At 66.2% G+C, this 19,638-nt stretch carries 17 protein-coding genes and 1 pseudogene; 14 read left to right on the top strand and 4 right to left on the bottom strand.

Annotation, left to right across the window (positions count from 1 at the left end; translation table 11 throughout):
• Positions 1-179 precede the first annotated feature (179 nt).
• Positions 180-677, bottom strand: a complete 498-nt coding sequence (locus tag ACSQ8Y_RS13100; protein WP_436266912.1) for an Lrp/AsnC family transcriptional regulator — start codon at positions 675-677, stop codon at positions 180-182.
• 100 nt (positions 678-777) lie between these two features.
• Positions 778-2,157: an aspartate aminotransferase family protein gene (locus ACSQ8Y_RS13095; RefSeq protein WP_436266910.1), complete on the bottom strand. Its 1,380-nt coding sequence runs from the start codon at positions 2,155-2,157 to the stop codon at positions 778-780.
• 250 nt (positions 2,158-2,407) lie between these two features.
• Here ACSQ8Y_RS13095 and ACSQ8Y_RS13090 point away from each other — a divergent pair, with 250 nt between their 5' ends.
• The 3 genes and pseudogenes from ACSQ8Y_RS13090 to ACSQ8Y_RS13080 all read left to right on the top strand — a co-directional run.
• Positions 2,408-4,036 (top strand): methyl-accepting chemotaxis protein, encoded by a 1,629-nt coding sequence (locus ACSQ8Y_RS13090; protein ID WP_436266909.1) that lies wholly within the window; start codon positions 2,408-2,410, stop codon positions 4,034-4,036.
• A 30-nt stretch (positions 4,037-4,066) separates the two neighbouring features.
• On the top strand, positions 4,067-4,303 hold the full coding sequence (locus ACSQ8Y_RS13085; protein WP_436266908.1) for an acetyl-coenzyme A synthetase N-terminal domain-containing protein: 237 nt from the start codon (positions 4,067-4,069) through the stop codon (positions 4,301-4,303).
• Positions 4,249-4,488, top strand: a pseudogene (locus ACSQ8Y_RS13080) (AMP-binding enzyme); the annotation flags it as partial. The gene ACSQ8Y_RS13085 and the pseudogene ACSQ8Y_RS13080, both read left to right, overlap by 55 nt.
• A 52-nt stretch (positions 4,489-4,540) precedes the next feature.
• Here ACSQ8Y_RS13080 and ACSQ8Y_RS13075 read toward each other — a convergent pair.
• Positions 4,541-5,398, bottom strand: a complete 858-nt coding sequence (locus tag ACSQ8Y_RS13075) for a GNAT family N-acetyltransferase (RefSeq protein ID WP_436266907.1) — start codon at positions 5,396-5,398, stop codon at positions 4,541-4,543.
• A 119-nt stretch (positions 5,399-5,517) separates the two neighbouring features.
• The gene (locus ACSQ8Y_RS13070) at positions 5,518-6,381 is read right to left on the bottom strand and encodes a GNAT family N-acetyltransferase (protein ID WP_436266906.1); all 864 of its coding nucleotides are present in this window, start codon (positions 6,379-6,381) and stop codon (positions 5,518-5,520) included.
• A 265-nt stretch (positions 6,382-6,646) separates the two neighbouring features.
• Here ACSQ8Y_RS13070 and ACSQ8Y_RS13065 point away from each other — a divergent pair, with 265 nt between their 5' ends.
• The 11 genes from ACSQ8Y_RS13065 to ACSQ8Y_RS13015 all read left to right on the top strand — a co-directional run bounded on the left by ACSQ8Y_RS13065 (position 6,647) and on the right by ACSQ8Y_RS13015 (position 19,447).
• The gene (locus tag ACSQ8Y_RS13065) at positions 6,647-8,143 is read left to right on the top strand and encodes an aldehyde dehydrogenase family protein (protein WP_436266905.1); all 1,497 of its coding nucleotides are present in this window, start codon (positions 6,647-6,649) and stop codon (positions 8,141-8,143) included.
• A gap of 212 nt (positions 8,144-8,355) precedes the next feature.
• Positions 8,356-9,027 (top strand): haloacid dehalogenase type II, encoded by a 672-nt coding sequence (locus ACSQ8Y_RS13060; protein WP_436266904.1) that lies wholly within the window; start codon positions 8,356-8,358, stop codon positions 9,025-9,027.
• Between the two features lie 46 nt (positions 9,028-9,073).
• The gene (locus ACSQ8Y_RS13055) at positions 9,074-10,351 is read left to right on the top strand and encodes an NAD(P)/FAD-dependent oxidoreductase (RefSeq protein WP_436266903.1); all 1,278 of its coding nucleotides are present in this window, start codon (positions 9,074-9,076) and stop codon (positions 10,349-10,351) included.
• Positions 10,352-10,462: 111 nt separating this feature from the next.
• Positions 10,463-12,115, top strand: coding sequence for an ABC transporter substrate-binding protein (locus tag ACSQ8Y_RS13050; protein ID WP_436266902.1), 1,653 nt, complete (start codon positions 10,463-10,465; stop codon positions 12,113-12,115).
• A 62-nt stretch (positions 12,116-12,177) separates the two neighbouring features.
• Positions 12,178-13,131: an ABC transporter permease gene (locus tag ACSQ8Y_RS13045; RefSeq protein WP_436266901.1), complete on the top strand. Its 954-nt coding sequence runs from the start codon at positions 12,178-12,180 to the stop codon at positions 13,129-13,131.
• Positions 13,128-14,006, top strand: a complete 879-nt coding sequence (locus tag ACSQ8Y_RS13040; protein WP_436266900.1) for an ABC transporter permease — start codon at positions 13,128-13,130, stop codon at positions 14,004-14,006. Before ACSQ8Y_RS13045 ends, ACSQ8Y_RS13040 begins: the two co-directional genes overlap by 4 nt.
• 1 nt (position 14,007) lies before the next feature.
• Positions 14,008-15,855 (top strand): ABC transporter ATP-binding protein, encoded by a 1,848-nt coding sequence (locus ACSQ8Y_RS13035; protein ID WP_436266899.1) that lies wholly within the window; start codon positions 14,008-14,010, stop codon positions 15,853-15,855.
• Entirely contained in the window at positions 15,852-16,160 is a 309-nt protein-coding gene (locus ACSQ8Y_RS13030) for a (2Fe-2S)-binding protein (protein ID WP_436266898.1), read from the top strand. The genes ACSQ8Y_RS13035 and ACSQ8Y_RS13030 overlap by 4 nt, the downstream gene beginning before the upstream one ends.
• Entirely contained in the window at positions 16,142-17,518 is a 1,377-nt protein-coding gene (locus ACSQ8Y_RS13025; RefSeq protein ID WP_436266897.1) for an FAD-dependent oxidoreductase, read from the top strand. Before ACSQ8Y_RS13030 ends, ACSQ8Y_RS13025 begins: the two co-directional genes overlap by 19 nt.
• The gene (locus ACSQ8Y_RS13020) at positions 17,515-18,660 is read left to right on the top strand and encodes an NAD(P)/FAD-dependent oxidoreductase (protein WP_436266896.1); all 1,146 of its coding nucleotides are present in this window, start codon (positions 17,515-17,517) and stop codon (positions 18,658-18,660) included. The genes ACSQ8Y_RS13025 and ACSQ8Y_RS13020 overlap by 4 nt, the downstream gene beginning before the upstream one ends.
• 31 nt (positions 18,661-18,691) lie before the next feature.
• On the top strand, positions 18,692-19,447 hold the full coding sequence (locus ACSQ8Y_RS13015) for a cupin domain-containing protein (RefSeq protein WP_436266895.1): 756 nt from the start codon (positions 18,692-18,694) through the stop codon (positions 19,445-19,447).
• Positions 19,448-19,638: the final 191 nt, after the last annotated feature.

Here is a 19,638-nt window from a genome sequence, read left to right as displayed (position 1 = left end):
GCATGTGGCGTATGGCTTGCGGGGGTATTTCGAGGTGTCCAGTAAATGTCTTATCTTAGGCTGGACTCATCAGCGGGAAGATGCGTAATACAGCGTCGAAAACGCGGGTGATGGCGTTTTCGCGTGCTGGTTTGGCATGTTGTGCGGCGGGGCAGGGCGGCGCGTACGGCGCGGCGCCGTCACTGGTGGGGGAACAGCTTCTCGATCGGATAGTGGTTCTTGATGAAGGGCGACTGGATCACGATGTAGCTGAAGTATTTCTCGATGTTGATGCTCTGCCTGAGCACATCCTCGGCGATGCTGTGGTAATGGCTCACGCTGCGCGTGACAAACTTGAGCAGATAGTCGAAGCCGCCGCTGACCAGGTGGCATTCGACGATCTCGTCGATGCTGCGGATCGCAGCCTCGAACTTGGCGAAGTCTTCCCGGCGGTGGTCCGATAGCGTCACCTGGGTGAACACCACCTGCACGTCGCCCAGCTTCTCGAGTTGCAGGTGGGCGCCGTATCCGCTGATGTAGCCCGCCTTCTCCAGGCGCTTGACCCGGATCAGGCAGGGGCTGGGCGACAAGCCGACCGCATCGGCCAGGTCGACGTTGGTAACCCGGCCGTTGCGTTGCAGATGACTGAGGATGCGGATGTCGATCCGGTCCAGCTTGAGTGCGTCAGGAAGCATCATGGTTCGCCATTTTCTGTTAAAAAATCCGTCGCTACCAATTTACATGTTATCAGGCAATACCCAGTTGGCATAGAGGGATTTACCGCAGATGGCGTTATGATTATTCGAGCGCTTGCCGCACCTCTGGCTGGTCGAGCACGTCGTCGAGCGTTTTCTTCAGGCGTTCGAACAGCAGTTCGAAGTCGGCCGCCGTATAGCACAGGGCGGGGGCGAAGCCGAGCACGTTGTCGCCGAAGGCGCGGAACACCACGCGGTTGCGGTAGGCAGCCTCGGTGATGCGCTCGCTGAGCTTGAGCGCCGGGTCGAAGCGGGTCTTGCCTGCCTTGTCCGCGACCAGTTCGAGCGCGCCGAGCAGGCCCCGGCTGCGCGCCTCGCCCACCAGCGGATGCTGGCGCAGGCCGCGCAAGCCTTCCTCGAAGTGCGGTGCCATGGCGATGCCGTTCGCGAGCAGGCCGCCTTCGGTGTACAGGCGCAGCACTTCGAGCCCGATGGCGGCGCTGACAGGGTGCGCGGAATAAGTATACCCGTGGCCGACCGGCACGCCCGGCGCCACGCCGTCGGCGATGCCCTGGTAAACCTGGTCCGACATCAGCACCGCGCCCATGGGCGCATACCCGGCCGTCAAGCCCTTTGCCACCATCATCAGGTCGGGTTCCACGCCCTCGGCTTCGCAGGCGAACATCGGACCGGTGCGGCCAAAGCCGGTGATGACCTCGTCGACCACGAACAGGATGTCGAGTTCGCGGCAGGTGTCGCGCAGCGCCTTGAGCCAGCCCTTGGGCGGCACGATCACGCCGCCGGAACCCTGTATCGGTTCGCAGAAGAAGGCGGCCACGTTGTCCTGGCCCAGCTCGCGCACCTTGGCGCGCAAGGCTTCGACCGAGCTGCGGATGACGGTTTCCGCATCGGAGCCGGCAGAGTTGCGGTATGGGTAGGGCGAGGGAATCTTGTGCTGGCTGGGCAGCGGCACGTCGAAATTGTTGTGGAACACCTGCAAGGCGGTCAGGCCGGCGCCTTGCGTGGACGAGCCGTGGTAGCCGCGTTCGAGCGAGATGAACTGCTTCTTTTGCGGGCGGCCGGTCGAGTTGTAGTAGTGGGTGATGAAGCGGATCGCGGAATCGTTCGCATCGGAACCGCCGAGCGTGAAGTACACGTGGCGCAGCGAGGCCGGCGCCAGTTCCACCAGGCGCGCGGCCAGGCGGATCGCCGGCTCGGAGCCGTAGTGGAAGTAGCCGGTGGCGTAGGGCAGCTTGGCCATTTGTTCGGCGGCGGCCTTGACCACGCTTAGCTGGCCGTAGCCCACGTTCACACACCACAGGCCGGAGAACGCGTCCAGCAGTTCATTGCCCTGCGCGTCCCGCAAGAAGGCGCCGTGCCCCGACTCGAGTATCGTCACGCCCCGTTCTTCATGGGCGCGGTAGTTGACCAGCGGGTGGATCAGGTGGTCGCGGTCCAGCGCGACGAGATGCTTGTTTTGCATGATGAGAGTCCATTGATGTGGGTTGAATCAGCGCTGGCAGCGCGGGCCGTCGATCGCCCCGCTTGCCGCCTGCGCGCCGTCGAATGACACGCCATCATGTTAGCCAGAAGGTGGTAGCGATAGCTTGCGCGGAAGGGCCCGGAAAGCATCGTAAGTTGTGTATTTGGGAGGCATTCGGCATTTTCTGCCGCACACCCGGTGCCATACTCCCCGCAGCCGGCAAGCAGCTATACACCATCAGAGGAATCCTATGAATGTCACCATCAAATCCCGCCTGATCATCGTGATCACCTTCCTGGTCATCCTGACCGTCGCCATCGGCGCACTGGGGCTGCATGGCATGCAGCGCGCCAACGAGGGCCTGAAGGCGGTGTACGAGGACCGCGCCCTGGTATTGGAACTGGTATCCCGCATCGATGCGCTGATGCTGCAAAACCGCTTGTCGCTGTCGCTCGCGATTAACGATCCGGCTGTCGACATCAAGGTGGAGTCGGCGCGGATGGAGAAGAACGCCGCCGAGATCGACCGCAGGTGGAAGGCCTATCGTCCCTCCGTGGCCGTGCCGGCGGAAAAGCGCCTGGCCGTGCAGTTCGGCGACGCCTGGGCGAAGGTGGCAGCAGAGGGTCTACAGCCGGCCATCGCCGCCTTGCGCAGCGGCGATGTCGATGCGGCCAAGACCGCGCAGGAGCGCGTGGGCAAGCTGTCGTCCGGGGCCGAACAGGGCATAGAGGCCTTGCGACGGCTGCAGGTGGAGGGGGCCAAGGGCGAGTATGAGGATGCCGTCGCGCGCTATGCGGTGCTGCGCAACAGCGCGGCGGCGGCCATCGCGCTGGGCACGCTGGCCGCCGCGCTGTTCGGCACCATCCTGATCCGCAATATCTACCGCGACCTGGGAGGTGAACCGGCATATGCCGCCGATATCGTCCGGCGCATCGCCGCCGGCGACCTGAGCGCGCGCGTCGCCCTGCGCGCCGGGGACGAGTGCAGCCTGCTGGCCGCCATGCATGCGATGCAGTGCAATCTGACACAGACCATAGGACAGATCAACACGGCGGCATTGACGATCGGTGCCGCTTCCACGCAGGTCGCCTCCGGCAACCTGGATATGCGCGCCCAGACCGAGCAGCAGGTGTGGTCCCTGAAGGAGACTGCGGAATCGATGGAATCGGTGGCAGCGACCGTGAAGCAGAACGCCGACAGCGCGCGCGACGCGAACCGGCTGGTCGCTTCCGCGTCCGAAACCGCCCAGCGGGGCGGCGTCGTCGTGGCCGACGCGGTGCGCAAAATGGAAACGATCAATGCGTCGGCAAAGAAGATCGTCGACATCATCGGCGTGATCGACGGCATCGCTTTCCAGACCAACATCCTGGCGTTGAACGCGGCGGTCGAGGCGGCCCGCGCCGGCGAACAGGGACGCGGCTTTGCCGTTGTCGCCAGCGAGGTGCGCAACCTGGCGCAGCGCTCCGCCGGCGCGGCCCGGGAAATCAAGGCCCTGATCGACGATTCGGTCGGCGGGATAGCAGTGGGCGCGCAACTGGTGAACCAGGCGGGTGTGGCGATGGACGCCATCATGGACAGCGTCGGCCGCGTCACGCACATCGTCAGCGGCATCGCGGCCGCCAGCGAACGGCAGACCGCGGGCATAGACCAGATCAGCCTTGCGATCCATCGCGTCGACCAGGTCGCGCAGCGCAACGCCGAGCTGGTGGACGATGCCGCCGGCGCGTCCGAATCCCTGCGCGGCCAGGCGCTCAAGCTGAACGAGCTGGTGACCGTCTTCAAGCTGGAGCGCGGTTCCACGCCCGCGCCCGCCAGTCCCGCCGTCGGCGCTGTCAGCGCCGCCCGCGTCGCGCTGCCCGCATTCCAGGACCGCACCTGACCGCATTTCAACGACTCTCAAGGAGAACCCATGTCCGACATCGACGCACCAAAGCAGGAAAATCGTCTTTTTCATCCGCCCGCCGAATTCGTTGCGCAAGCGGCCATCTCCGGCATGGACGCCTACAAGGCGCTCTGCGCCGAGGCGGAGCAGGACTACGAAGGCTACTGGGCGCGACTGGCGCGCGAGAACATTGCGTGGCGCCAGCCCTTCGTCCGACGGGCGAGGAAGCCAAGCGGCTGGCGCTCGAGTTGCGCAACTGGGTAGGTAAAGAGATCGGGCCGATCGCCAAGCCGAAAGAGATCCGGTTTGGCGACAACCTGCCGAAGACGCGCTCGGGCAAGATCATGCGGCGGCTGTTGAGGGTGTTGGCCAAGGGCGAGACGATCACGCAGGACGTGTCGACGCTGGAAAATCCGGCCATCCTGGCGCAGCTGCGCCAGACCCGATAGGCGCCGCGGCGCGGGGCTACTGATCAGCCCCGCGTCATATGGCTGAGATGGTTCAGCACAGCGCCTGGTTGATAATGGCGAACTGCCGGACTGTTCCGTCCTGCGGCGGCAAGCCGTTGCGGGTCATGGCCACCCCCGCGTCCACCTGGGCCAGCCCCGCCTCCGCGAGCCAGGCACCCAGGCCGCTGTCGCCGGTCACGTCCACGCGCACGAAGGTGCCGGCGCAGACATCGGACCAGTGCGCGATCAGGGCCTTGGCGCTTGCGCTGTCTGGAGCCACTACCGGCCCGATGGCGTAGCCGCGCCCGAAACGGCGCAGCATGGAGAAGCCGGCGAGCTCTCCGCCGCGTTCCAGCACGGCGCCCTCGGCCACGAGGACCAGCTGTTTCAGCACGCTGCCGCGCTCCATGCCGCTGCCGCGGTTCGCCAGTTCGATCATCTTTGCGATGTCGGCCGGTTCGGAAGGGCGGACCTTGTCGCCCCGCTGCAGCGCGACGGGGACGGTGGCCGCCATCGTGCCTTGGTGCTGGTGAATGGCGCCGGTGGCCTGGAAGCCCAGGTTTTCATAGAGCGGCTGCCCGGCCGGCGTGGCGATGAGCCGGGTGCAGCGGTCGCCGAGTTCGGCCAGCACCAGCTGCATCAGTTTGCGGCCTATGCCTTTGCCCTGGTAATCCGGGGACACGATGATCATTCCCAGCGTACCATCCCGGTCGCCTTGCATCCAGCATAGTGCGGTGCCGATCACGGCGCCGTCTTCCTCGGCGAGGAAGCCGAGACCGAGGCGGTGGACGAAGCGCCAGTCGTCGAGGCGGTGCGGCCAGCGCACGGCTTGCGACAGCGCGTGCGCGGCGGACAGGTCGCTTTCATTCATGCTGCGGTATGTGATGGCAGTGGTCGTCAGGGTAGTCATGGCTGGTTCCTCTTGAGTCGTTAGCCCTTGAATGAAGGGACATGGCAAGTCCCACCAGGGGAGCGGTGTCTGCATACGCGGCGGGCCGCTCCGGCGCCCGCCGTTGAATGGCGAAGGGGCTAGCCGAGCGACTGGCTGAGCAGTGCGTAACGCGTGATGGCCGGGTCGGGCCGCGGCGGCTCGCCCCGGACCATGGCGTGCACTGTCTCCTCGACCTGCACCAGACCCATTTCGGTGAGCCAGGGACTGAGGCCACTGCTGAGCGGCACGTCGACCCGCACGAAGGCGCCGGCGTGTGTGCCCGCCCAGTGCGCGATCAGGGCTTTGGCGCGCTCGGCGTCGGGTGCGACGACCGGGCCGATCACGTAGCCGTGCCCGAATTTGCGCAGGGCGGCGAAGGCGACCAGTTCGCCGTAGCGGTCGATGGCGACGGCATCGCCCGCATCGAGCAAGTGCTTGATCACGGTGGCGCGCGGCATGCCGGTCGAACGGCTGGCCATGTCGGCCAGCGCGGCCTCGTCGCGCGGGCCGATGGGCCGGATGCGTTCGCCGGCGCCGAGCGCCACGAAGGGGGCGCGGAACACGCTGCCCTGGTGCTGATGGACCCAGCCGTTCTGGACAAAGCCGGCATGCTCGGCAAACTGCACGCCGCTTGCGTTGGTATGCAGCAGGATGGTCCGGTCGCCGGCTTCCCTCAGTATCCGCGACAACAGTTCATTCGCAATCCCTTCGCGCCTATGGTCCGGCGAGACTATCGTCATGCCGAGCGAGGCGTAGTTGGGGCCATGCACCCAGCACATGATGGTGCCGACGATGCCGGATTCGGTTTCGGCGACGATGCCTTCGCCCAGTTCCTTGATGAACTTCCAGTCTTCCAGCCGGTGCGGCCACAACACCGACAGCGACAGCTTGTGCACCGCCGGCAGGTCGTCCGCCGTCATCCTGCGGTATTGGACTGCACTGTGTGTGTTTCGGTTTTTCATGCCTTGCTCCTTGTCTGCCTGGTCCGCCGCTGCTGCTGCAGGGGCGTCGATTGGAGCATCATGCCACAGCAAAATGCGGCTGGCGACGGGGTAAACGCAATTCGAAACGATCTCCCTTCCAGGGCCCAAGAACCAAAGCTTGTGCCGTCCGGGAGTGGGGGAACCGCAGAATATGCTAGGCGAACGACCCTACAATCCAGTCAAAGTCAACAGGACCGGCCCGCACGTCTGGACCGGTCCGTATCATTCATTGAGAGGATAGGTGATGGAACGCTTCGACCCGGATCAGGTTGCAGTCCGCAGTGCGCATTTTATCGGCGGGCAGTTTATAGAGGGCAGTTCAGAGGACAGTGCGAACGCGATGGACGTCAGGCGTCCCTCCGATGGCCGGGTCTATGCCGGCCTGCCGGTGGCGGACGCCGATATGGTGGACAGGGCGGTGCAGGATGCCTGGCGCGCCTTCAAGACCAGCGACTGGGCGCGCTGCGCGCCGCGCGACCGCGCCCGCATCCTGCGCCGCTGGGCCGACCTGATCGAGGCCGACGCGCACTACCTCGCGCGGCTCGAGGCGATCGGCTCGACACGGCCTGCCAAGGATGCCTTGAGCTGGGACGTGCCGTTTACGGCCGAAGGCATACGCTTCTTCGCCGAGTGGGCGGACAAGATCGGCGGCGATGTCGCGCCGACGCGCTCCGACCATCTGGGCATGACCATCGCCGAACCCTATGGCGTCATCGCCGCCATCGCACCCTGGAATCTGCCACTGGTGATGGCGTCGTGGAAGGTGGCGCCGGCGCTGGCGGCGGGCAACGCCGTGGTGCTCAAGCCGTCCGAAATGACGCCGTTCAGCGTGCTGCGCCTGGCCGAACTGGCGATCGAGGCAGGCATGCCCAAGGGGATCTTCAATATCGTGCAGGGCGACGGCCGGGTGACCGGCGACGCCTTGTGCCGCCACTCGCGCATCGCCAAGGTGACCTTCACCGGCTCTACCACCACCGGCGCGGCCATCATGGCGGCATGCGCGCAAAACGGCACCAAGTCGGTGACGCTGGAACTGGGCGGCAAGAGCCCGCAGGTGGTGTTCGCCGACGTGCCCGACCTGGAAAAGACGGTGCGCACCGTCGCGCGCGCCATTACGCTCAATGCCGGCCAGGTGTGCGTCGCCGGCTCGCGCCTGATCGTGCAGCGCGCGGTGGCGGACCAATTCGTCGAGCGCCTGGCCGCGATCTTTTCCGAACTCAGGGCGGGCAGCACCTGGGAGCCGGACAGCACCATGAGTCCCATCATTTCGCTGCGGGAGATGGAGCGCATCGACGGCGTCGTGCGGCGCGCGGTGGCGGCAGGCGGGCGCCTTGCCGCCGGCGGCGGCCGCATCGCGACCGGCAACGAGGGCGCGTTCTACCAGCCGACCATCCTGGCAGGTATCGATGCCGGCATGGAAGCGGTGAAGACGGAAATCTTCGGACCGGTCATCACGGTGCAGGTCTTCGACGGCGAAGACGAGGCGCTGGCCCTGGCCGACCATCCCGACTACGGCCTGGCCGCCGGCGTCCATACCGCAGATATCGGCCGCGCGCTGCGCATGGCGCGCGGCATCGAGGCGGGCACGGTGTGGATCAACCGCTATGGCCGCACATCCGACTTCGTCATCCCCACCGGGGGCTACAAACGCTCCGGCATCGGCAAGGATCTGGGCCGCCAGGCCTACGAGGCGAACCTGCGCTACAAGAGCGTGCTGGTCGATTTTATGCAGGAAAGCTGAGGCGCGCGCCCGGCATTTCCGGCCGCAGCGGTTTATGCTGCGCGGCGCCGGAAATGCCGCCGAATATGTTTTTTGGCGCTGTCACAACGAGAGAATCATGCAGGGTGGCGGTGGTGTAATACTCATATGGAAGCGCGCTTCCTGACCAGAGCCGCCGGGCGGATGCCTAGCCCCCGCCGGCGCGAATTCATCAGATAAAAGGGACTTTAACCATGACTACCAACCTGCGGCCAAAATACATTTCTTTCGATTGCTACGGAACGCTGATCAACTTCCAGATGAAAGAGGTGATGGAAGAACTGTTCGCCGACCGCGTCGCTCCCGAGAACATGCAGCAGTTCACCACCGACTTCGCGCGCTACCGCCTGGACGAGGTGATGGGCGACTGGCGGCCGTACGATGAGCTGCTGTGCAACTCCGTGGAGCGCACCTGCCGCCGCTGGGGTGTCGAATACCGCGACAACGAGGGCCTGAAGTTCTACAACGCGGTGCCGACCTGGCAACCGCACGCGGACGTGCCGAACGCGCTGGCGCTGCTGGCCAAGGAATACAAGCTGGTGATCCTGTCGAATGCGATGGACGCGCAAATCGATGCCAGCGTCGAAAAACTGGGCGCGCCTTTCCACCGCGTCTACACCGCGCAGCAGGCCGGCGCCTACAAGCCGCGCCTGCGCGCCTTCGAATACATGATCGACCAGCTGGGCTGCAACCCGGAGGACATCCTGCACGTGTCGTCCAGCATGCGCTACGACCACCTGTCGGCGGACGATGTCGGCATCAAGAACAAGGTCTTCGTGGCGCGCGGCCACGAGCCGGCATGGCCGGTGTGGGGTTCGCACGAAATCAAGAACCTGGGCGGCCTGCCGGCCCTGGTCGGCCTGTAAGCGCGATGCGCATGACCCCGGAACGTCACCAGGACAGGAGGCACAAATGAAACTGGAATCGTATTGGCTCGATACCGCGCCCGTGTTCGCCAGCGGTGCGCAGGGACCGGTTTCGGGACGTGCCGACGTGGTCGTCGTCGGGGCGGGCTTCACCGGCTTGTCGGCGGCGCTGGCGCTGGCCAGGCGCGGCGCCTCCGTGGTGGTGCTCGAGGCGGGGCGCGTCGTGGGCGAGGCCTCCGGCCGCAACGGCGGGCACTGCAACAGCGGCCTGGCGCACGATTTCGCCACGCTGGCCGGCCGCATCGGACTGGAACAGGCGCGCGCCTTCTACCAGGCTTACGCGGCCTCGGTCGACACGGTCGAGAAGCTGGTGCGGCAGGAGGACATCGCTTGCGATTTCTCCCGCGTCGGCAGGCTGAAGCTGGCCGCCAAGCCGCAGCACTACGACAAGCTGGCGCGCGCCTGCGAAGTACTGCGCGCCGAGGTCGATCAGCATGTCGAGATGGTGTCGGCGGCAGATATCCGCAGCGAAGTCGGTTCCGGCCAGTTCTTCGGCGGCCTGCTGCAGACCACCAGCGCGCAGATGCATATGGGCAAGTTCGGGGTGGGGCTGGCGCACGCCGCCGCGCGCAGCGGCGCCCACATCTTCGAGCAGGCGCCAGTGACCGCGCTGGAACGCCGTGCCGAGGGCGGCTTCCGCGTCACCAGCGCGCGCGGCAGCATCGATGCGGCCCAGGTGTTGTTGGCGACAGGCAATTCCCGCGAGGGCCCGTTTTCCTACTTCCGCCGCCGCATGGTCTCGGTGGGCAGCTTCATCATCGCCACCGAACCGCTGGACAAGGCCGTGCTCGACCGTTTGCTGCCGCAGCGCCGCAACTACGTCACCTCCAAAAACATCGGCAACTACTTCCGCGTCTCGCCCGACCACCGTTTGCTGTTCGGCGGCCGCGCGCGGTTCGCGATGTCCAACCCGCGTTCGGACCGGAAGAGCGGCCACGTGCTGCGCGCGGCGATGGAGGAGATGTTCCCGGAACTGGGCGGGGTGGGCATCGATTACTGCTGGGGCGGCCTGGTCGACATGACCGCCGACCGCCTGCCGCGCGCGGGACAGCACGACGGACTGTACTACTCGACGGGATACAGCGGACATGGGGTGCAGATGTCCGTGCACATGGGGCAGGTGATGGCCGATGTCATGGCCGGGAAGCCCGAAGGCAATCCGTGGCGCGACTTGGCGTGGCCGGCGGTGCCCGGCCATTTCGGCAAGCCGTGGTTCCTGCCTGTCGTGGGGGCATATTATCGCTTGCAGGACTGGCTGCATTGATCGCAGGGGAGACTATGATCGAAGCACATGGAAGGCGCTGGAAAACGCTGCCGCAACCGGCCATCGGCCTGGGTTGCCGGAACAATTAATCAAGACTCGAGGGATAAAAAAATGAGCGACAAGAAATTCGACACCGTCAACCCGCAGCACGCCGGGACCGACCAATATATCGCCGCCGACCACATCGCCGCCGACCACACGGCCGCCGATTTCCAGCGCGGCACCTCGCGGCGCGACGTGATGCGCACGCTGCTGGCGGGCGGCATGCTGGCCTCCACCGCCGGCGGCCTGCTGACCTACCCCGGCGCCGCTTTCGCCCAGACGCCGAGGAAGGGCGGCCGCATCCGCGTCGCGGCCGGCGCCGGCTCGACTGCGGATACGCTCGATCCGGCCAAGGGCGGCAGCATGGCCGACTATGTGCGGCACTATATGTTCTACAACTGCCTGACCGTCATCGATACCAAGCTGGCCCCGCAGATGGCGCTGGCCGAATCGATCAGCTCCTCGGACGGCGCGCTGTGGACAGTCAAGCTGCGCAAGGACGTGCACTTCCATGACGGCAAACCGCTGACCTCGGCGGACGTGGTGTATTCCCTGCTGCGCCACAAGAATCCCGCCATCGCCTCCAAGGCCAGGGCCGTGGCCGAAGAGTTCGAGGAGATCAAGGCGACCGGCCCGAACGAGCTCCAGATCAAGCTCAATTCGCCCAATGTCGACCTGCCGGCGCTGCTGTCCACGTCCCATTTTTCCATCATCAAGGACGGAACGGCCGATTTCAGCACCGCGGTCGGCACCGGCCCGTACAAGTGCAAGGAATTCAAGCCCGGCGTGCGCTCGGTCGGCGTGCGCAACGACGACTACTGGAAGCCGGGCAAGCCCTACCTCGATGAAATCGAATACTTTGCCATTCCCGACGAGGCGGCGCGCGTGAACGCCTTGCTGTCGGGCGACGTGCAGCTGATCAACGGCATCAACCCGCGCTCGGCGGCCAGTTTTACCCCAGCGTCCGGCTGTACGCTGTTCGAATCGAAGACCGGCCACTACACCGACATCATCATGCGCGACACGCTCGGCCCGGTGAAGAATCCCCACTTCGTGCTGGCGATGAAATACATGCTCGACCGCGAACAGATCCGCAAGGTCTCCATGCGCGGTTTCGGCGTCGTCGCCAACGACCAGCCGGTCCAGGCCTCCAGCCGCTTCTATTTCCCCGGCCTGCCGCAACGCGTGCTCGACCTGGACAAGGCCAAATTCCACCTGCAGAAATCCGGCATGGCCGGCATGACCCTGCCGGTGGTGGCGTCGACGGCCGCCGGCGGTTCGGTCGACATGGCCCAGATTCTGCAAGCATCGGCGCAGAAAGCCGGCCTGAACCTGGAGATCAAGCGCATGCCGGCGGACGGCTACTGGTCGAACCACTGGGCCAAGCATCCCATGTCTTTTGGCAACATCGGCCCGCGCCCGACGGTCGACCTGATGTTCTCGCTGTTCTACAAGTCCAATTCGCCAACCAACGTGTCGGGCTGGAAAAACGAGCAGTTCGACCAGTTGCTGGATCTGGCGCGCGCCGAAAGCAACGAGGCCAAGCGCAAGCAGATGTATGCCGACATGCAGGTGCTGGTGCACGAGCAATGCGGCGTCGGGATTCCGATGTTTATCCACTCGGTCGATGGCTTCACCAACAAGCTCAAGGGCTACAGCAGCCACCCGCTGGGCGGCCTCATGGGTTTCGCGTTCGCCGAGCACGTCTGGCTCGAGGCCTGATGCTGGATGGCCGCTGCCGCTGCCGATTCCGCAGCGGCCACTTTAATGATGAAGGATGAATCATGAACGGAACCACTCTACGACTTGTCGTGAACCGGCTCGGTGTCAGCGTGCTGACGCTGCTGGCCGTGTCGGCCGTGATCTTCACGATCACCACCCTGCTGCCCGGGGATGCGGCGCAGCAGGCGCTCGGACAGGAGGCCACGCCGGAACTGGTGGCCGCCATGCGGGCAAAGTTCGGGCTGGACCAGCCTGCCCACGTGCGCTATTTCCATTGGCTGGGCGGGCTGCTGACCGGCAATCCCGGCTATGCCCTGGCCAACGGCCTGCCGGTGGCGGAGCTGATCGGCGGACGCCTGCCGGCCTCGCTGATGCTGGCGGCCGTGACGGCGGCCGTGTCGGTGCCGCTGGCGCTGACCATCGGCATCCTGTCGGCGATGTACCGCGGCTCGCTGTTCGACCGCACGGTCAGCATGGTGACCGTATGGACGGTGTCGGTACCGGAATTCCTGATCGCCACCGTGGCCGTGCTGGTCTTCGCGGTCAAGCTGCGCTGGCTGTCGGCGCTGTCGCGCACCGAGGACATCGCGACGTTTGCCCAGTTCCTGCGCGTGTACGCGATGCCGGTCATGACGCTGTGCTGCGTGATCGTGGCCCAGATGGCGCGCATGACCCGCGCCGCGGTGATCGACCAGCTCACCTCGTCCTACGTCGAGATGGCGCGCCTGAAGGGCGTGCGGCCGATCCGCATGGCGCTGACCCATGCGCTGCCGAACGCGGTCGGCCCCATCGTCAACGCGGTGGCGCTGTCGCTGGCCTACCTGATCGGCGGCGTCATCATCGTCGAGTCGATCTTCAATTACCCGGGGATCGCCAGCCTGATGGTCGACTCCGTCACGATGCGCGACATGCCGGTGGTGCAGGCCTGCGCCATGCTGTTCTGTGCCGGCTATCTCGTGCTGCTGACCCTGGCCGACGTGTGCGCCATTCTTTCCAATCCGAGGCTGCGAAAATGAATCCACCCGTGAACCCACCCGTGAATCCCCCCGTTATGACTCCCGCCGCCAGGCGCAAGCCGCGCCGCCGCCTGCCGCTCGCGGCCGTGGTCGGCATCACGGTGGTCGCGTTCTGGCTGCTGATGGCCGTGATCGGGCCTTATATCGCGCCCTACGATGTGGGCGGCGAGACCGGCGACGATGTGTTCGCCGCGATGAGCTTGCAGCATCCGCTCGGCACCGACTACCTCGGGCGCGACATGCTCAGCCGCATCCTGCACGGCGCGCCGTACACCATAGGCGTGGCGCTGGCCGCGGTGCTGGTAGCCAGCGCCAGCGGCACCGCGCTGGCCCTGTGCGCTGCCGCGAGGGGAGGCTGGTTCGACGCCATCGTCAGCCGCGTCGTCGACACCATGATGAGCATCCCGCACAAGCTGCTGGCGCTGATCATTGTGGCCGGCTTCGGCACCTCGGTTCCTTTGCTGATCGTGATAGCGGGCGTGGGCTATATGCCCGGCGCCTACCGCATCGCGCGCTCCCTGGCCGTGAATGTGCAGGCCATGGACTATGTGCAGGCGGCCAGGGCGCGCGGCGAGGGGCTGGCCTACATCACCCTCTTCGAGATGCTGCCGAATATGTTCCGTCCCGTGCTCGCCGACTTCGGCCTGCGCTTCCTGTTCATCGTGCTGCTGCTGAGCGGCCTGAGTTTCCTCGGGCTGGGCATACAGCCGCCGCATGCGGACTGGGGATCGCTGGTGCGGGAAAACATCATCGGCCTCTCCGAAGGCGCACCCGCGCTCATCATGCCGGCCATCGCCATCGCGACCCTGACGGTCGGCGTCAACATGGCCATCGACAGTCTGAGCGGCCGCAAGCGCCGTGGAAGCGAGGCTTAATATGAACGACATCGTGAAAGTATCCGGCCTGCGGGTCACCGCCCGCAACGAGATGGACGAGGAAGTGCCCATCGTCCACGGCGCCGAGTTTTCGATCAAAAAAGGCGAGGTGCTCGCGCTGATCGGCGAGTCCGGTTCCGGCAAAACCACCATCGCGCTGGCGCTGATGGGCTATGCCCGCGCCGGCTGCCGCCTGGTCGGCGGCACGGTGAGCGTCGCCGGCCACCAGGTGCTGGCCATGAACGAGGGCCAGCTGGCCAATCTGCGCGGCCGCACGGTCGCCTACATTGCGCAAAGCGCCGCCGCCTCCTTCAACCCGTCCAAGCGGCTGATGGACCAGGTGGTCGAGAGTGCGCTGATCCACAAGGTGATGCCGCGCGCGGCGGCCGAGGCCAAGGCGGTCGAGCTGTTCCGCGCGCTGGCGCTGCCGGAGCCGGAGAAGATCGGCATGCGCTACCCGCACCAGGTGTCGGGCGGCCAGTTGCAGCGCCTGATGGCGGCCATGGCCCTGATCACCGATCCGGAACTGGTGATCATGGACGAGCCGACCACGGCACTGGACGTGACCACGCAGATCGAAGTGCTGCGCGCCTTCAAGAAGGTGGTGAAGGAACGCGGCACGACCGCGGTCTATGTCACGCACGACCTGGCGGTGGTGGCGCAAATGGCCGACCGCATCGTGGTGCTGCGCGACGGCGAGATCCGCGAAATCGGCACGACCACGCAGATCCTGACCGCGCCCGCCCATCCCTACACGAAGAGCATGCTGGCTGCCATCGCGCCCAAGCCGCTCGTTGCCGCCGGCGGCGAGCTGCAGCCGTCGCAACAGCATCCGCTGCTGGAAGTGCGCGGCCTGTACGCCGCCTACGCGACGGCCAAGCGCGGGGCGCCGGTCAAGTGCGTGCTGGACGACATCAACCTGGTGATCCCGCGCGGCGCCACCGTGGGCGTGATCGGCGAATCCGGCTCCGGCAAGACCACGCTGGCGCGCGTCATCGCCGGCATGGTCGCGCCCACGGAAGGCGAGATCCTGCTGGACGGCAAGCGCCTGGCGCCCACGCTCGAAGGCCGCACGCGCGAGCAGTTCCGCCGCATCCAGTTCGTGTTCCAGAACGCCGATACGGCGCTCAACCCCCTGCACACCATCGAACGCATCCTCGCGCGTCCGCTCGAGTTCTACCATGGCATGAAGGGCGAGGCGCGCCGCAAGCGGGTCATGCAGCTGCTCGACCTGGTCCGCCTGCCGGCCACGGTGGCGGACCGGCTGCCGGGCGAGCTGTCCGGCGGCCAGAAGCAGCGCATCAACCTGGCGCGCGCGCTGGCGGCCCAGCCCGACCTGATCCTGTGCGACGAGGTCACCTCGGCGCTCGACACGGTGGTCGGCGCGGCCATCCTGGAACTGATGGCCGACCTGCGCAAGGAACTGAACGTATCCTATATGTTCATCAGCCACGACATCAACACGGTGCGCGCCATCTGCGACGACATCGTGGTGATGTATGCAGGCCACAAGGTGGAGGCGCGCAAGCGCGAGGCATTGGCGACACCGCCTTTCCATCCGTATTCGCACTTGCTGATCTCGTCGGTGCCGGCCTTGCGGCGCGGCTGGCTGGAAGAGGTGGGGGAACGCAATCCGGCCGCCTTGCCGGTGTTGACATCGTCCGGCGAGATGCGCGGCATCTGCTCCTTCCTCGACCGCTGCTCGCTGCGCGTGGACGGGGTGTGCAACAGCATGCCGCCGCCCCGGCGGACACTGGATAACGGCGGCAGCATCCTGTGCCACCGTCCGGAAGCGGAATTGCGGCGTTTGCAGAACCCGCTGACGCTGGTCGAAGGGGAGGTCGCATGACTCCGCGCTTTGTCCGCCTGGCCGAAACGGCCCGTCCCCCTGTGCGTCTGCTCATCGACGGGCACCCGGTGCAAGCCCTTGCCGGCGACACCCTGATGGTCGCCGTGCTCAACAACGTGCGCCACCTGCGCGAATCGGAGTTCGGCGACGGCAAGCGCGCGGGCTTTTGCCTGATGGGCGCCTGCCAGGATTGCTGGGTCTGGACCGTGGACGGCAAGCGCTTGCGCGCCTGCACCACTGTCGTAGCGGAAGGAATGCATATCGTGACAACACAACCGGAGGCGACATGGGCCAACCTCGCATAATCATCATCGGCGCCGGTCCGTCCGGCGTGCGCTGCGCGCAGACGCTGGCCGCGGCCGGCCTGCGCCCGACGGTGGTCGATGAAAACCGCCGCGACGGCGGCCAGATCTACCGCCGCCAGCCGGAAGGCTTCACGCGGCCCTACGCCAAGCTGTACGGCACCGTGGCCGGCTCCGCGCAGGCGCTGCACGAAAGCTTCGACGCGCTGCGCGACAAGATCGATTACTGGCCGGACACCCTGGCCTGGAACATCGCCGACAAGAAGCTGCACGTCGTCAAGAACGAGCGCGCCTCGGCCTTGCCCTACGACGCGCTGGTGATCTGCTCCGGCGCGACCGACCGCCTGATGCCAGTCAAGGGTTGGCACTACGCCGGCACCTACAGCCTGGGCGCGTCGCAGATCGCATTGAAGGCGCAGGCCTGCGCGATCGGCCGCCAGGTCGTGTTCCTCGGCACCGGGCCGCTGCTCTACCTGGTCGCCTCGCAGTACGTGAAGGCCGGCGCGAACGTCGCCGCCGTGCTTGACACCTCGCCCCTGATGCGCCGGGTCGCCGCGCTGCCGAAACTGCTGGCGCGGCCGGCGGTGCTGTTCGATGGCCTGGGCCTGGTGGCCGGCCTCAAGCGCGCCGGCGTGCCGGTGCTGACCGGGGTCACGCCGCTCGAGATTACCGGTTCCGCTGAGAACGGCGTGCAAGGTGTGATGGTGCGCGACGGCCGCGGCAAGGTGCACAGCTTCGACTGCGACGCCGTCGCCATGGGTTACCACCTGCGTCCCGAAACCCAGCTCGCCGACCTGGCCCGCTGCGCGTTCCGCTTCGACCAGGAAACGCGCCAGTGGCTGCCCGAACTCGGGGAGGATGGACGCACTTCGGTGCCGGGCGTGTACCTGGCCGGCGACGGCGTGCGCGTGCTGGGCGCCGACGGGGCCGAGATCGGCGGCCGTCTCGCCGCGCTGGCCGTGCTGAAGGACTTCGGTCTCGACGTGCCGGACGGGCAATTGCAGCGGCTGCGGGCCGAGCAGGCAAGCATGGACCGCTTCCGCCGGGGGCTGGTGCAGGCCTTTCCGTGGCCGGCTCAGCAGGCGGCGCAATTGCCGGACGATGCCATCGTCTGCCGCTGCGAAACCATTACCGCCGGCGAGCTGCGCCGCACCGTATGCGACATGGGTGCGCAGGAAGCGAACCGCGCCAAGGCCTTCAGCCGGGTCGGGATGGGGCGCTGCCAGGGGCGCTATTGTGGACACGCGGGCGCGGAGGTCATTGCCCACGCCGCCGGCGTGCCGCTGGAACAGGTAGGGCGGCTGCGCGGCGCGGCGCCGGTCAAGCCGCTCGCGATCGCGGTACGGGAGGAGAACGAATGAGCGCGCATAAAGCAGATGTCGTCATCGTCGGCGGCGGCATCATGGGCGCCGCCACGGCCTTCTTCCTGCGCCAGCGCGGGATGTCCGTGATCCTGATCGAGCGGGGATTGATCGGCCAGCAGGCCAGCGGCGTCAACTTCGGCAATGTGCGCCGGATGGGCCGCCCCATCGAGCAACTGCCGCTGTCCAACCGCTCGCGCGCGATCTGGCTGAAGTTCAAGGAATTGTTCGGCGAGGATGTCGAGCTCTTGCTGAACGGCCATCTGCGCGTCGGCTTCAGGCCGGCGCACGAAGAACGGATGGCACAGTATGCGCAGGACGCCCAGTCTTACGGCCTGGGTATGCAGATGATGGGCGCCAAAGCGCTGCGCGAACGCTTTCCCTTCCTGGCGCCGGAAGTCACTTCGGGTTGCTACGCCCCCTACGACGGCCATGCGAATCCCCGCCTGGCGGCGCCGGCCATCGGCCGTGCCGCGGCGCGCGCAGGGGCGCAGGTGTTCGAAAACACCGAGATCGTAAGCGTCGAAAAGGAGGGCGAGGACTTTCGCGTGAGCGCCGCCGATGGCAGGACCTTCCGCGCGCCCGTCGCGCTCATCACGGCCGGTGCATGGGGGAACCGCATCAGCGCCAGCTTCGGCGAGCCGGTGCCGATGATCGCCAAAGGGCCTCAGATGGCCGTCACCGAACCGGTTCCCTACGCCATCGGGCCGACCATCGGCGCGGTGACGGACGTGCCCGACCAGCTCGTCTTCTTCCGCCAGGTTGCGCGCGGCAATATCGTCATCGGCGGCGGCGGCCATGAGCCGGTGGACCTGGAGAACCGGCGCACCCACGTGAACCCGAGCCGGACGCTGATGAAGCTGGCGCAGGCGCCGCGCGTGGTGCCGGCGTTCAGCCGCCTGAACATCATCCGCGTCTGGAGCGGGATCGAGGGCTATATGGAAGACAGCCGGCCGGTCATGGGGCCGAGCGCGCGCGTCCCCGGCCTGTACTACGCATTCGGCTTCTCGGGCGAAGGCTTCCAGCTGGGGCCGGGCGTGGGCGAGGTGATGGCGGAACTGATCCAGACCGGCGCCACGACCACCCCGATCGGGCAGTACCACATCGCGCGTTTTGCCAAACTTGCACAGCAAGCGGCTTAGCCTTTAATCATCATCGAATCGAGAACAAACCATGTCGAATTTGCAGCAAGCAGCAGCGGTACAGACCACGCCGAGCACCTTCATCGATCTGCGGCAGTTCGCACGGGACAAGAGCCTGGGCATTGCCGTGAAAACCGCAGCGGGCGAGGACGGCTTCCTTTCCAGCCGCCGCGTCCTGGATTGGGCACCCAGCCCGGTGACCGCGGGCGTCATAACGCTCGAAGCCGGCAGCGGCTCCGTGCACTCCCTTCCGGCGGATGAATTCATCATCGTCAACGAAGGCAGCCTGACCCTGGCGCAGCGGAACTCCACCGTGACGCTGGGGCCGAACCAGAGCGCCGTGCTCAAACATGGCGCCGCGTTCACCTGGTCCGCATCGGGCCCGGTGTCGCTGATCTTCACCCGCTACAACAAGAGCCTGGCGGAGGGCGGCGCCATCGTGCCGATCAAGGAGAACCCGGAGATGGGGCCGTCGGCGGGCGGGCCGCTGGCCGAGCTGCTGCTCACGCCGGCGCCGGTATGCCGCAATTACTCCGACTACCGTTCGGCCGACGGCGAGTTCACCTGCGGCACGTGGGACTCGACCCCCTATGCCCGCCGCGCGATGTTCTTCCGCCACATGGAACTGATGTTCCTGCTGGAAGGCAGCGTCACCTTCGTCGACGAGGCGGGGCGCAGCGGCACGTTCTCGAAGGGTGACATTTTCCTCATCGAGCAGAACGCCTCTTGCACGTGGGATAGCCGCGAGCACGTGGCCAAGCTGTACGTGATCTACCGCCCGGCGTAATCCATACAGGAGAACTTGGGATGACCAAGCGCATTGCCTTTGCCCATACCGTCGGTTTCCTGATGTTTGAGAGCGTGGCAGATTGTGCTGCGCAAGGCCATCAACAAACATATTCCTGCGTTCCAGCGGCGTGAAAACGAGGCGGCTTTGCAGGCGATGCATGGTGTAATGGATGCCACGAAATATGCGGG

The sequence above is a fragment of the Pseudoduganella sp. LjRoot289 genome, assembly GCF_964252925.1.
Classification (GTDB): Bacteria; Pseudomonadota; Gammaproteobacteria; order Burkholderiales; family Burkholderiaceae_D; genus Rugamonas.
This window is presented reverse-complemented; position numbering and strand designations above follow the sequence as displayed.

Coding starts and splice junctions, on each gene's coding strand:
- ACSQ8Y_RS13100 (WP_436266912.1), bottom strand. CDS start 677: ATGATGCTTCCTGACGCACTCAAGCTGGACCGGATCGACATCCGCATC.
- ACSQ8Y_RS13095 (WP_436266910.1), bottom strand. CDS start 2,157: ATGCAAAACAAGCATCTCGTCGCGCTGGACCGCGACCACCTGATCCAC.
- ACSQ8Y_RS13090 (WP_436266909.1), top strand. CDS start 2,408: ATGAATGTCACCATCAAATCCCGCCTGATCATCGTGATCACCTTCCTG.
- ACSQ8Y_RS13085 (WP_436266908.1), top strand. CDS start 4,067: ATGTCCGACATCGACGCACCAAAGCAGGAAAATCGTCTTTTTCATCCG.
- ACSQ8Y_RS13075 (WP_436266907.1), bottom strand. CDS start 5,398: ATGACTACCCTGACGACCACTGCCATCACATACCGCAGCATGAATGAA.
- ACSQ8Y_RS13070 (WP_436266906.1), bottom strand. CDS start 6,381: ATGAAAAACCGAAACACACACAGTGCAGTCCAATACCGCAGGATGACG.
- ACSQ8Y_RS13065 (WP_436266905.1), top strand. CDS start 6,647: ATGGAACGCTTCGACCCGGATCAGGTTGCAGTCCGCAGTGCGCATTTT.
- ACSQ8Y_RS13060 (WP_436266904.1), top strand. CDS start 8,356: ATGACTACCAACCTGCGGCCAAAATACATTTCTTTCGATTGCTACGGA.
- ACSQ8Y_RS13055 (WP_436266903.1), top strand. CDS start 9,074: ATGAAACTGGAATCGTATTGGCTCGATACCGCGCCCGTGTTCGCCAGC.
- ACSQ8Y_RS13050 (WP_436266902.1), top strand. CDS start 10,463: ATGAGCGACAAGAAATTCGACACCGTCAACCCGCAGCACGCCGGGACC.
- ACSQ8Y_RS13045 (WP_436266901.1), top strand. CDS start 12,178: ATGAACGGAACCACTCTACGACTTGTCGTGAACCGGCTCGGTGTCAGC.
- ACSQ8Y_RS13040 (WP_436266900.1), top strand. CDS start 13,128: ATGAATCCACCCGTGAACCCACCCGTGAATCCCCCCGTTATGACTCCC.
- ACSQ8Y_RS13035 (WP_436266899.1), top strand. CDS start 14,008: ATGAACGACATCGTGAAAGTATCCGGCCTGCGGGTCACCGCCCGCAAC.
- ACSQ8Y_RS13030 (WP_436266898.1), top strand. CDS start 15,852: ATGACTCCGCGCTTTGTCCGCCTGGCCGAAACGGCCCGTCCCCCTGTG.
- ACSQ8Y_RS13025 (WP_436266897.1), top strand. CDS start 16,142: ATGGGCCAACCTCGCATAATCATCATCGGCGCCGGTCCGTCCGGCGTG.
- ACSQ8Y_RS13020 (WP_436266896.1), top strand. CDS start 17,515: ATGAGCGCGCATAAAGCAGATGTCGTCATCGTCGGCGGCGGCATCATG.
- ACSQ8Y_RS13015 (WP_436266895.1), top strand. CDS start 18,692: ATGTCGAATTTGCAGCAAGCAGCAGCGGTACAGACCACGCCGAGCACC.